We start from the raw sequence: 11,885 nt of genomic DNA on the forward strand, positions 1-11,885 counted from the left end.
AATTCTAACCATAATGGCATGATCTCCCCTGCGGCGACGGCATGATATGTACTACCTCGTTAATCCTGCTAAAGAAATAGGTGAAGTTTGTTCTGTAATTAATTGGCTGAGTATCACAGCACTTCCTGCGGCTAATGTGAAACCTAAACTACCGTGGCCAATATTTAACCATAGATTGGCATAGTCTGTTTTACCTAAAATCGGTGGACCTTTTGGTGTTGATGGACGTAAACCACTCCATGTTTCTGCGTCATCCAAATTCGGTAGTTCTGGAAAAGTTTTTTTGATAATGTTTTTTAACGCCGTAATTCTATTATTACGTAATCCTAATTTATCATAGCCAATATCGACCATCGCAGCGATGCGTAATTGTTTATCTAATTTAACATATACAATTTTATTGCCATAATCGGTTACATTTATTTTCGGTACAATATGTGCTTGTTGTGGATAAGGTACGCTTAAGCTATAGCCCTTTAAACCCAACATAGGTACATTGATTCCAAGTGGTTGTAATAACTCTCGGCTTCCATTTCCGGCACAAACAATGATGTCATCAGCAAGAATAGTTCCTTGATGAGTGGCTACTCCAATAATGCGATTATTGTCTTGAATAAATGATTTAACTGAATGTTGTAAAAGCAAATTAAATTGTGGTTGTGTTGATAAATATTGCAGCAGTTTTTTACAAAATAAGTAACAATCTGCACTTTCATCGTCTGGCGCATAAATGGCACCAATCAATTGTGACTGAATATTTTTTAATGAAGGCTCTAAAGAAACAATCTCTTGTGCATCCAAAACTTGCTGAAATTGGTTATCGATAGTTTCACACGCTTTTTGAAAACTTTTTTTATCGCGGTGAATAATTAATTTACCTGACTTTTCCCATACGAAGTCATCAATATCGCCATTCGAGCGCCATGCGTTCATGGTTTCTTGGCTTAATAATGAAAGTCGCAGCAGGTGAGCGCCATTAATTTTATTGGTTTTTCGATTACAGGCCAGAGTAAATTGTACTAACCAAGACCACTGCGGCAAAGAGCACTGAATATTTAAGTTTAGCGGTGAATCATCTTTACCCATCCAGAGCAAACCCTGTAATGGCACTCCTGCATCCGCAAGAGGAGAGACATAGCGATAACTGAGCTGTCCACCATTAGCAAAACTGGTTTGCATACCAACTTCTGATTCTGATTCCAGCAGAGTGACGATTTGACCTGCTTTAATTAAAGCATATGCAGTGCTTAATCCAATCACACCTGCACCAATAACCACCACATGTTTTTTCATAATCATCCGCAACCAATAATAACTTGAAGAGTCATTATTTAACGGCGAATAGGTCAGCTAAACAATTGAGTTTTTATTTCCGGAGTATAACTTTTGGTTAACTAGTTTATTTCTTCTCTCGAGTATTAATGACAAAGTATTTACATAGTTTTGAGACGCTTTAGTTAAGGGCCTGTCTGCACGATGGAAAACGGATACTGATAAATGTAAGTCTTCTTTTAAAGGGTAGATCATGAATTCAGGCAAGGTATGTTCAGCGGAAAATATATCCGTGATACTGCATCCTAACCCTGCTTGCACAAACTCCGCTGCCATATGATAAGTATGAACACTAATATTGGAGGCTGAAAATTCATGATACTGCTGTAATAATTGTGCGAGAGAATCAGAGCCCGGATGAATCCAACGTTCTTTATCAATATCAGCTAATGAAACAGGCGATTGCTTTTTTTTATTATCGACGTACACAAGAGGAATTTCGGCGATAGGAAGAACTGTAATACCACCTTCAATAGCCAGATTGAAGCCAATACCGATATCTAAATCCTGTTGCGTTAATAATTGCAAAATATCGGCAGTATGATGAGTACCAATGGTTAATTTTATATTAGGGTGTTTTTTTATAAACTGTGCGGTGACTTCCGGTACTAAACTCAAACCTAAGCTAGGCAAGCAACCAATTGCCAACTTCCCATGCGGATTTTTGGACAAATTTTGTGCCAAAATTCTTAATCGGTCTAAATTTCGGTAAACCTCTTTTGCTTCATCAAATAGAAGTAATGCCTCATCAGTCGGTAATAATTTCCCCCTGATACGTTGGAATAAAACAAGGCCTAATTGCTGTTCGGCATGCTTAAGCGCCTTACTGGCAGCAGGTTGAGATATATGTAAAACTTCCGCCGCCCGGGTTAATGAGCCGCAAGTCATCACGGCATAAAAGATATCGAGGTGTCTTAACTTCATCCTTCGTGACCTACAAGTTGCTATGAATTTTGGGGAAGGAAATAAATGAAATTCAGTGATTCACCCCATATACGTTTGTTATGGTCAAACCACTGCTCCGGTACTACTAGGCAAAGTAGGTGCTGATTTCGATAAAGATTTTAATCAAAATACTGTTTGAAATATCGACAATAAAGGCACCAACCATGGGTACAATGAGGAAAGCTTTATGTGACGGTGCAAAGGCTTTAGTTACCGTCTGCATGTTCGCAATGGCGGTTGGTGTTGCCCCCATACCAAAACCACAATGCCCCGCACTAATAACGACCGCATCATAATCTTTGCCCATCATTTTGAATGTCACAAAGCAAGCAAATAACACCATAACGACGGCCTGTACTGCGATGATGGCTAATACTGGACCCGCCATGCCAGCCAGTTGACCAAATTTCAATGACATTAATGCCATCGCTAAGAAGAGCGATAAGGCCACACTTCCTAAAACATCCACGGTTGGCTCAAAAACCTCGTGTTTAAAAACATGGGCTAACACGTTACGAATAATGATACCGATAAATAAACACCATACGAAGGTTGGCATTTGAAGAATAGTATCTTTAAATAAAGCACTGATATAGCCGCCCACGATAATACAGATGATCATCATTGAAATGGTTTCAACCACATTATTCGCATTGATTTTTCTTTTAACGCTAGGTTGTTCAAAAGCTTCAACAATAGTATCACGTTCTTGTTCTGTCGCTTTGGGTATAGCGACTTTTCTCAATAGGTGTCTTGCGACAGGTCCACCAATTAATCCCCCTAATACCAGCCCCATGGTCGCACAGGCCATGGCTAATTCGACTGCACCCACCACACCGTATTTGTCGGCTAAAATAGGTCCCCAAGCGCCGGCGTTACCATGACCACCTGTTAATGTGATAGATCCCGCAATTAAGCCGATGAACGGACTTTCATTCATCATCACAGCCATACCCATACCTACGGTATTTTGGATGGCAATAAGGACTGTGACTGCGATAGTCAGTAATACAAGTGGTTTGCCGCCTTTAAGTAAGCGAGAAAAATCAGAGCTTAGCCCGATAGAGGAGAAGAAGCTAATCATTAGCAAACTTTGTAACGAAGTATCAAATGTAAATGTATAACCAGCTGTTTTATCAAAAATCAATAGAATAATAGCAACGATAAAACCACCAACAACGGCTTCTGGAATATGATTTTTTTGTAGGAAAGGGGTAAATTTTACAACAAACATACCAATTAGTAGCGCTAAGCATGCCACTAATAATGTATAACTGGCATCTAGAATCATTATTTTTACCTCACGTTAGTTTACCAGACCCTTCACTATCGTTATCTAACATCAGTGATGAATTAAATTACTTTGGTTAACGTTTATTTAATAATGAGTTTTCATTGGGTATCTATAACTTTTAGTTAACCTTAATATGATTTAAAACGTAGTTATGTCATTAAATGTTAAAAATTAAATATTCGTGATTATCCTATATTTACTTGAAAGGATGATAAGAATGCCGATTAAGTCATTATCGTGTTTAGGCGTTATTTTTGAGCTGACTGATTAATAAGAAATTTTAATTGGGCTTGCATTCACATAATAAAAGCCTAACCAAATATATATTTGATATATCTAGCAAAAATCACCTTCAAAAAATCTCAAATGTATTAACATTAGTCCTTATCTCAACGACCATGACTTCATGAATGAAATCCGTCATATTATAAATAATTGGAAGCATCACAGAAGATTTCATTCTTTATTGCTCCAGAAAAACACAAGAAGATGGATATGAGTCCCCATACACAATATTTAGCACTGGTTGCAGCTTTGCTGACATTTCGAACGATAAAACTTATGCGCTGTCTTTTTACAGGGCAATTGGTTAAAATTGATGAATATTCACTCAAAAATTACGAGGATATGTATAATGAACCTTAAGCAGTGTTCACTCAATTTTCTGGTGGTTCTACTGATTGGGGGCAAGACATGTCGAATCATAACAATACAGGGGATCAAACAATGCCTTATTTGATCCACGATGCAGAATTCAATCAAAAATTACGTATTTCAGAAAAAAACAGAGAACACACTAAAACCTTTCTGGAGAATGGTGCGAAAGATTTTTCTTTTCCGGGATTCATAGTCCCTTATGGATACCGCTTTGTGAAATCACTCAAGCAAGATCAATTTCGTATGATAACGGCAGGTAATACCCCAGAAACCGTTTATGCAGTTATGATTACATTCCGTAGAGACATTATCATTGATAAAGAAACATGTACCCAAATTATGGTATGGCGTACATTTTCTGCTGAACACCAAGATGCTATAAGTGGTTTCCCAAGGCAGTTTTTCAAATACCTATTAGAAAATTACAACATTATTGTTACTGACGAAGAGCAAACAGGTGATGGTAAACGCTTTTGGCAGATAATGATTGCATGGTCTCTCGCAGCAAATTATCACGTCTATGTCTCTGATGGGACGGAAATGGATCGACCACTGACACAGATTTCTTCAATGGATGAACTCATTGAAAAGTGGGAAACATTCTGTTGGGGATATGATACTGAAATACACCGTCATCGCCTGATTATAATCAGCAAAAATGCTTTGTTGTAACAAGGCTCAACATACTCGGGAATATCATATAAATCTATGTAAGTTATCCCTTTAATAATGAACAAATCTTTTTTGCCCGACGCCCTTTCAACTCTATCTGCATACGAAAATGATAAGCAAATTATGGTGAATAAATAGGGGGCTACAATGGATACATCATTTACTTCTATTACCTTTCCTGATGATTACCGCAAAAAAATCCGCCAGATGAAGCAAGCCATGCGCGAGCAAATTGGTGATGTTGAAGGTCTGTTCAAGCAGGTTTGCGACAAAATAGAACAAGAACTCTCCGCAGCCCGGGAAGATGAAAAAAACGCAGGCAGTGCCTGGCCGGAGATCCACTGGTGTGATTTGGCCGAAAACCGAGTCACAGCAGAAACCATACAGAAAATTAAACGTCGGGGATGTTTAGTTATCAGACAGAATTTTCCCCGTGATACTGCGTTGGCATGGGATAAATCTATACGAGATTATCTTGATTTGAATCACTTTGATGATGTTTATCAAAACGCGGGGGATAACTATTTCGGCAGCCTTGAAGCCTCTCGTCCGGAAATTTATCCCATCTATTGGTCGCAGGCACAAATGCAGGCTCGGCAAAGTGAAGAGATCGCTCAAGTACAATCTTTTCTCAACCGACTGTGGAAATTTGAGTCAGATGGAACACGTTGGTTTGATCCTGATGTCAGCATGATTTATCCCGATCGAATCCGGCGCAGGCCTCCGGGTACGATTTCGAAGGGGCTTGGGGCACATACTGACTCAGGAGCTTTGGAACGTTGGCTACATCCTGCTTATCAGAAAGTGTTCAGAAATATTTTCAATAGCCGATTTGCAGATTACGATCCTTGGGATGCAGCCTATCGCCCAGAAATAAATGAATATAAGTTGGATAACGCCACCCGATGTTCGGTTTTTCGCACATTTCAAGGCTGGACAGCGCTGTCAGATATGGCGCTCAATCAAGGGCTTTTGCATGTTGTCCCCGTCCCAGAAGCGATCGCTTATATACTGTTACGGCCTTTGCTGAAGGATGTACCTGAGGATGAGCTTTGCGGTGTTGCTCCCAGCAAGGCGTTACCGACTTCTGAAAAATGGCACCCTCATCTCGCCTGTGGGCTATACAGTATTCCATCTTTACAAGCCGGTGATTCCGTCTGGTGGCACTGTGATCTTATCCATTCCGTTGCTCCCGTGGAAAACCAGCAAGGTTGGGGGAATGTAATGTATATTCCTGCGGCTCCTCGATGTGACAGAAATCTGACGTATGCGCATAACGTGGCTGAATCACTTAAAAATGGTACATCTCCGGCTGATTTTGCGCATGAAGATTATGAAAAAAACTGGGAACATCGTTTTACTGCTGCTGAATTAAACTCCATTGGCTTGCGTGGACTTGGCTTGAGTTAAAAAACAAGATATGGCTGAGCTGAGAGCGATAACCGTCTGCGAATGGCAGCAAACCGTAAACGATCCTCACGCACTGATCCGTTTTTCCCATTTTATTAATAGTCCTGAACGTGATCCCAATATTCAGATGGTTGCAGAACGGGCGCAACATCGGCCTGCATATCCACAAGAAAAAATTGCAATCAGGATGGTTAAATCGGAGGAGGAAACCGCATGAATCAATGGATAGAAGTCTGTCTGCCAGAAGATATTGTTCCCGGCACAGGTGTTTGTGCTCTGGTCGGGGATCAACAAGTTGCCATCTTTCGTCCATATAATGATGAATTATGGGTTGCCAGTCCGTTGAAAAAAGAGCGATTCAGGCTAAGTGATGGTTTTTGTCTGGAAGATGAAAATTACTCTATCCGTTCATTTCCAGTCAGAGTAAATCACGGGTATGTTCAGGTTTTTCTTGAATAGAACATTCCTCTTTTTCACGCTTAGCAATATATGGCCCTCGCATTGCTTGAGGGCTTACAATATTTTTTGTCAGTATAGCGATACATTTTTATGCGTCTTTACCCTTGTCCTTGTGTAAAATCCCCTCAATTTGACTGGTTCATTAGGATATAGACTGTTTCGTAAGACTTAAGGAGATAAACCATGACAACTTATGCGCTGGTAGGTGATATCGGTGGTACAAATGCACGTCTGGCATTATGTGATGTAGATACTGGGCAACTGAGCACTGTCGAATGCTATCCCTGTGCGCATTATGCATCGCTTGAAATAGTTATCCGTCATTATCTGCAACAGCAAAACTGTGACATTAAATACGGCTGCATCGCCATTGCTTGTCCGGTGACAGATGACGTTATCAGTATGACCAACCACAGTTGGTGTTTTTCCGTCAGCCAAATGAAAGCATCTCTGGGATGGGAACGTTTTGAGGTAATTAACGATTTTACCGCTGTTTCCCTCGCGATCCCGGTTCTGAATGCAGAAGACATGATTCAGATTGGCGGAAAACAGCCTCAGTCCAAGCGACCCATCGCGGTTTATGGTGCAGGAACAGGATTGGGTGTCGCCCATCTGATTCATACGGGAACGCAGTGGATGAGTCTGCCTGGTGAAGGCGGTCATGTCGATTTTGCACCAGACAGTGCGGAAGAAGATCACATGCTGAATGTATTGCGGGAAGAGTATGGTCATGTCTCTGCCGAGCGAGTTCTTTCCGGACCGGGATTGGTCAATATTTATCGTTCACTGATGAAACTGAATGGTCAGTCAGTGGAAGACTTGAGTCCTCGCGACATTTCTGATCGTGCATTGAGTGGAAACTGCCCTACCTGTAAACACGCATTAGAACTTTTCTGTTCGGCATTGGGTCGTTTTGGCGGAAATTTGGCACTGAATATTGGCGCATTCGGCGGCGTTTACATTGCGGGTGGGATCGTTCCGCGCTTCCTCGATTTCTTGCAGAAATCGGGATTCCGAAAGGGATTTGAGAGCAAAGGCCGATTTACAAGTTATTTGAAGAATATTCCTGTGTATCTGATTACCCATGATAAACCGGGATTATTGGGAGCAGGATCTTATATCCGTCAATCGCTGGGTAAAGCGATTGGGTAAATAGATCCTTTTTATATTTGCTCATGCTATTTATTTGTTTGATTTTGCTGATAACAAATTTAAGCGATATTCAGCATGGGCAATCGACAGATCGATAACAAATTACACTAAATTGTTATTTACTCATCAAGCACTAAAAACTTTAGCTTTAACAAGTTTACGGTAAGCCGTTGGCGTCAGTTTGAAGTGTTGTTCAAACACTTTGCTGAAGTAATGAGTATCTTTAAATCCCACTAATTGAGAGATATGCAGTAAAGTTAAGCTATTATCCGTCAATAACTGTTTAGCTGTTAATAAGCGATGGTTCAGTATGTATTTATGAGGTGAGATCCCAACTTGTCGTTTAAATCTGCGCAGTAAAGTACTTTCTGATACACCAACATAAGTGGCAATATTTTTAATAGTAATTTGTGAATCAACATTCTGCTTAATGTAGTCTTGTGCTATTGCAATCATTTCATCAAATTGCGCGTTGCCTCCGATTTGAAAAAAGGGTTCAGATTGGAAATTCGATACTTCATGCAAAAAATGTTTCTCAATGATTTCAGCAATTGGCACACTGAAAAACTGGGCAATTAGATAAACAAGTAATTCTGTTTGGGAGTTAATACTTTTCACACAATAAATATTGTCGCAATACGTAATATTTGCTTTACGGTTTATATCTACCGTTGGGAAATGGTGCTCAAATTTGTCATAAAAATACCAATGAGTTGTTACTGTTTTTTCTTCAAGCAATCCAGCTTTCGCCAGCCAACATACCCCCGTTCCTGTTGCGACGATAACGGCTTGATTTTCTTTTTGTCGACGCAGCCATTCAAGAATATCGCCCCTACCAACCATGGAAGGGAGTGGATTTCCCCACATTGGAGGTAAAAAAACCAAATCGAAATCGGCCAGCTCTGCAAACTGATGATGTGTATATAACGTAATTTGCGGTATTTGTTCGTGATTTTTTGCCAGATCACCAATAACAGACATATGGAGAGGTTCTTCTCTCTGCTGCTTCCGACTTCTCAATCTGCTGGCACTATTTAACATATCCGATGCTAAAGTTATCCCGCTTTGTAGTGCTTTGTCATACAAAACAAACGCGATTTTCATTGTTATACCTCCGCATATTGCACCTGACTATACCTACATTTAACTTCCTAATAATAGACCTGATGACCATATTATCAGTATTAATGACATTAATATCAGAGATAGTCATTAATCCTAACTGATAGACTTAAATAAAAATCTGTTTGGAGTTAATGATGAGTAAATTACCTGTAATTGTAGGTTTCGGCGGAATCAATGCAGCAGGAAGGAGTTCTGGATTCCACGGATATAAACGCATTGTGTCAGACAGCCTTAATGACGAAATAATGCAAAACACATGGGCCGATTTATGTCACCGAATGGGAATTATCAAGAATTCAGAATCTATAACAGACTCCCATATTGAATGTGCCAAAAATGGTACGTTAATAAGAAAGATCTCTCAGTTTGACACCCAAAAAGTACAAATAAACAAAATAGTTACCAACAAGAACAATAATTCAGACAGATTATTGAAAAGCACATATATGTCACTTTCTGTCACTAGTGCGGGGCAATTGCCGGAGGGATTTGAAATTGGTGAGCTATATAACGCCAATAACCATCCACGCGGCTTGCGCCTGACAGTCTATGGTGCTTCTGATTTGCTGAGTTCAATCGGACTTTCATGGTCAGACATCACTGCATTGGTAGAGCCAGACCAGATTTCTGTTTATGCCAGCAGCGCATATGGCCAAATAGATCGATTTTCACTTGCGGGATTAATTGGCAACCCATTGAATGGCTCACGAGTCAGTTCCAAAATGCTCCCATTTTCTATGGCAGATATGCCCGCCAATTTCATTAATGGCTACATAATTAACAATATAGGTACTACTTCAGCCAATCTGGGCGCCTGTGCGAGTTTTCTGTATAACCTCAGACAAGGTATTAATGACATCAAGCAAAGTAAGGCCAAGATCTGTTTAGTTGGATGTGCAGAAGCACCTATCGTCCCGGAAATTATTGAAGGATTCAGGTCCATGAGTGCCCTTGCTGAAGACCATCAACTCTGTAAGCTAGATAAAACTGATATTGTTAATCATCGACGCGCTAGCCGCCCATTTTCGACCAATGTCGGGTTTACCATTGCAGAATCTGCTCAATTTGTCTTACTGATGAGTGATGATTTAGCCTTGCAGTGTGGCGCGAATATTCTTGGCTCAATACCCGATGTTTTCGTTAATGCGGATGCAAACAAAAAATCAATATCTTCACCGGGTGCCGGTAATTATATCACCATGATGAAAGCCGCTTCCCTTGCCAACCATTTACTGGATGAGAAGTTGCAATATTCTTACATTCAGGCACATGGGACTGGAACACCACAAAACAGAGTAACTGAAAGCCATATCATTAATGAAGTCGCCAAAATTTTTGGACTCAATAGCTGGGATGTCACCGCCATTAAAGCTCATGTCGGACACTCCATTGCCGCAGCCGCAGGGGATCAATTAGCCAGTGCTTTAGGTGTTTGGCAGTATGGCTGGATCCCAGGAATTACAACCATTGATCACATCGCGGAAGATGTACATGCAACCAATTTGAATATCTTAATGCAGAGTAAATTTGTTGGCGAACGTGGCAAAAATATGAAAGCCAGTATTATTAATTCAAAAGGATTCGGGGGTAATAACGCAAGTGCTGTTGTTTTGTCTCCACAACACACTCTGCAAATGCTGGGCAAAAAGCACGGCAGCGCGTCCATCAGTGCGTACCATAAACGCAATGAAATAGTAAAAAACAAAAGTGATGAGCAAGATCAGGCAATCTGTCGAGGCGAAGAATCCGTTATTTACAACTTCGGTAATGCCGTACTGCAAGCATCTGATATCACGCTTTCACGTCAGGAAATCAAATTATCTGGCTTCAAACAAACGATAAAACTACCAAATGCAGAAGAGTTTAGTGAGTTTTTTTGATTATACTCATGGCATGTAATCAACCACCGTTGAGACATAACATCTTGAATTTCGATATTTTTGACTACTATTTTTAACTACAAAGTGTGATATAACACTCCGAAAAATCACTTTATGGATTCTTACCCAAGAAGTTCTGAACAATTGAATTTTCTTTTTCAGCATAAAAAAGAAATCATAACGCATATCAGGACTAGACATATTCAATCATCCGGATTTGTAAGTGTCTGGAGTGTGGTCATTACTGCCTCTTTAATAACGGGAGCAATGTTTTTTATTTTTTTAATTCAACAAAATAAAATTATTAGGAAATCATAAAAACGCGTCAAAAAAAGCCGCGACAAGCGCGGCTTAGCAAATAACATATGAGTTTTTAGTTTACACTTTTGAACCCAGAAACTCAGAATGGGATATCGTCATCGAAATCCATTGGTGGTTCATTGCTCTGTGGCGCAGGAGACTGTGCCGGACGAGATGGAGCACCGCCGCCGCTGAATTGCTGTGATGCTTGTGGCTGCTGTGGTTGTCCCCAGCTGCCGCCTTGTGCTGGTGCATCTTGTCCTGCTGCACCACCGCGACCGCCCAGCATCTGCATTGTGCCGCCAACATTTACCACGATCTCAGTGGTGTAACGGTCTTGACCGCTCTGATCCTGCCATTTGCGAGTCTGCAAAGAACCTTCGATGTAAACCTGAGAACCTTTGCGCAGATATTCACCAGCGACTTCTGCCAGTTTGCCGAAAAGCACTACACGGTGCCATTCGGTTTTCTCTCTCATCTCACCGGTTTGCTTATCACGCCAGCTCTCAGACGTTGCCAGAGTAATGTTGGCGACTGCTCCTCCGTTCGGCATATAGCGAACTTCCGGGTCCTGTCCCAAATTACCCACTAAAATAACTTTGTTTACGCCTCTGCTGGCCATTGGAAATACTCCTGATGAAATGAATTTTACTAAAAAT

General features: G+C 40.6%; 11 protein-coding genes. 6 read left to right on the forward strand and 5 right to left on the reverse strand.

The annotated features are described in order from the left end of the window. Positions 1-51: 51 nt before the first annotated feature. The 3 genes from FE394_RS14975 to gltS all read right to left on the reverse strand — a co-directional run bounded on the left by FE394_RS14975 (position 52) and on the right by gltS (position 3,568). Positions 52-1,293: a D-amino acid dehydrogenase gene (locus FE394_RS14975; RefSeq protein WP_319927164.1), complete on the reverse strand. Its 1,242-nt coding sequence runs from the start codon at positions 1,291-1,293 to the stop codon at positions 52-54. 57 nt (positions 1,294-1,350) lie between these two features. Beyond that, positions 1,351-2,256 carry a LysR family transcriptional regulator gene (locus FE394_RS14980; protein ID WP_319927165.1) on the reverse strand — a complete coding sequence of 302 codons (906 nt, stop codon included), beginning with the start codon at positions 2,254-2,256 and terminating at the stop codon, positions 1,351-1,353. A 106-nt stretch (positions 2,257-2,362) separates the two neighbouring features. After that, positions 2,363-3,568 (reverse strand): sodium/glutamate symporter, encoded by a 1,206-nt coding sequence (gene gltS, locus FE394_RS14985; protein ID WP_319927166.1) that lies wholly within the window; start codon positions 3,566-3,568, stop codon positions 2,363-2,365. Positions 3,569-4,297: 729 nt separating this feature from the next. Between gltS and FE394_RS14990 the strand changes: the two genes are divergently transcribed. The 5 genes from FE394_RS14990 to glk all read left to right on the forward strand — a co-directional run bounded on the left by FE394_RS14990 (position 4,298) and on the right by glk (position 7,921). Continuing rightward, positions 4,298-4,900, forward strand: a complete 603-nt coding sequence (locus FE394_RS14990) for a hypothetical protein (protein WP_319927167.1) — start codon at positions 4,298-4,300, stop codon at positions 4,898-4,900. A 147-nt stretch (positions 4,901-5,047) separates the two neighbouring features. Beyond that, entirely contained in the window at positions 5,048-6,310 is a 1,263-nt protein-coding gene (locus FE394_RS14995) for a DUF1479 domain-containing protein (protein ID WP_319927168.1), read from the forward strand. A gap of 10 nt (positions 6,311-6,320) precedes the next feature. Beyond that, complete coding sequence (locus FE394_RS15000) at positions 6,321-6,527, forward strand: hypothetical protein (protein ID WP_319927169.1); 207 nt, start codon at positions 6,321-6,323, stop codon at positions 6,525-6,527. Beyond that, on the forward strand, positions 6,524-6,769 hold the full coding sequence (locus tag FE394_RS15005; protein ID WP_319927170.1) for a nitrite reductase (NAD(P)H) small subunit: 246 nt from the start codon (positions 6,524-6,526) through the stop codon (positions 6,767-6,769). The genes FE394_RS15000 and FE394_RS15005 overlap by 4 nt, the downstream gene beginning before the upstream one ends. Positions 6,770-6,952: 183 nt before the next feature. Next, positions 6,953-7,921: a glucokinase gene (gene glk / locus FE394_RS15010; protein ID WP_319927171.1), complete on the forward strand. Its 969-nt coding sequence runs from the start codon at positions 6,953-6,955 to the stop codon at positions 7,919-7,921. 126 nt (positions 7,922-8,047) lie between these two features. Here the strand turns inward: glk and FE394_RS15015 are convergent, their stop codons facing one another. Next, entirely contained in the window at positions 8,048-9,025 is a 978-nt protein-coding gene (locus FE394_RS15015) for a GlxA family transcriptional regulator (RefSeq protein ID WP_319927172.1), read from the reverse strand. Positions 9,026-9,180: 155 nt separating this feature from the next. Between FE394_RS15015 and FE394_RS15020 the strand changes: the two genes are divergently transcribed. Then, positions 9,181-10,926 carry a beta-ketoacyl synthase gene (locus FE394_RS15020; protein WP_319927173.1) on the forward strand — a complete coding sequence of 582 codons (1,746 nt, stop codon included), beginning with the start codon at positions 9,181-9,183 and terminating at the stop codon, positions 10,924-10,926. 400 nt (positions 10,927-11,326) lie between these two features. Here the strand turns inward: FE394_RS15020 and FE394_RS15025 are convergent, their stop codons facing one another. Then, entirely contained in the window at positions 11,327-11,848 is a 522-nt protein-coding gene (locus FE394_RS15025) for a single-stranded DNA-binding protein (protein ID WP_319927174.1), read from the reverse strand. Positions 11,849-11,885 lie beyond the last annotated feature (37 nt).

Source organism: Xenorhabdus littoralis (genome assembly GCF_033949345.1).
Taxonomy (GTDB): Bacteria; Pseudomonadota; Gammaproteobacteria; order Enterobacterales; family Enterobacteriaceae; genus Xenorhabdus; species Xenorhabdus littoralis.

Coding starts and splice junctions, on each gene's coding strand:
- FE394_RS15000 (WP_319927169.1), top strand. CDS start 6,321: ATGGCTGAGCTGAGAGCGATAACCGTCTGCGAATGGCAGCAAACCGTA.
- glk (WP_319927171.1), top strand. CDS start 6,953: ATGACAACTTATGCGCTGGTAGGTGATATCGGTGGTACAAATGCACGT.
- FE394_RS14990 (WP_319927167.1), top strand. CDS start 4,298: ATGCCTTATTTGATCCACGATGCAGAATTCAATCAAAAATTACGTATT.
- FE394_RS15020 (WP_319927173.1), top strand. CDS start 9,181: ATGAGTAAATTACCTGTAATTGTAGGTTTCGGCGGAATCAATGCAGCA.
- gltS (WP_319927166.1), bottom strand. CDS start 3,568: ATGATTCTAGATGCCAGTTATACATTATTAGTGGCATGCTTAGCGCTA.
- FE394_RS15015 (WP_319927172.1), bottom strand. CDS start 9,025: ATGAAAATCGCGTTTGTTTTGTATGACAAAGCACTACAAAGCGGGATA.
- FE394_RS14975 (WP_319927164.1), bottom strand. CDS start 1,293: ATGAAAAAACATGTGGTGGTTATTGGTGCAGGTGTGATTGGATTAAGC.
- FE394_RS14995 (WP_319927168.1), top strand. CDS start 5,048: ATGGATACATCATTTACTTCTATTACCTTTCCTGATGATTACCGCAAA.
- FE394_RS15005 (WP_319927170.1), top strand. CDS start 6,524: ATGAATCAATGGATAGAAGTCTGTCTGCCAGAAGATATTGTTCCCGGC.
- FE394_RS14980 (WP_319927165.1), bottom strand. CDS start 2,256: ATGAAGTTAAGACACCTCGATATCTTTTATGCCGTGATGACTTGCGGC.
- FE394_RS15025 (WP_319927174.1), bottom strand. CDS start 11,848: ATGGCCAGCAGAGGCGTAAACAAAGTTATTTTAGTGGGTAATTTGGGA.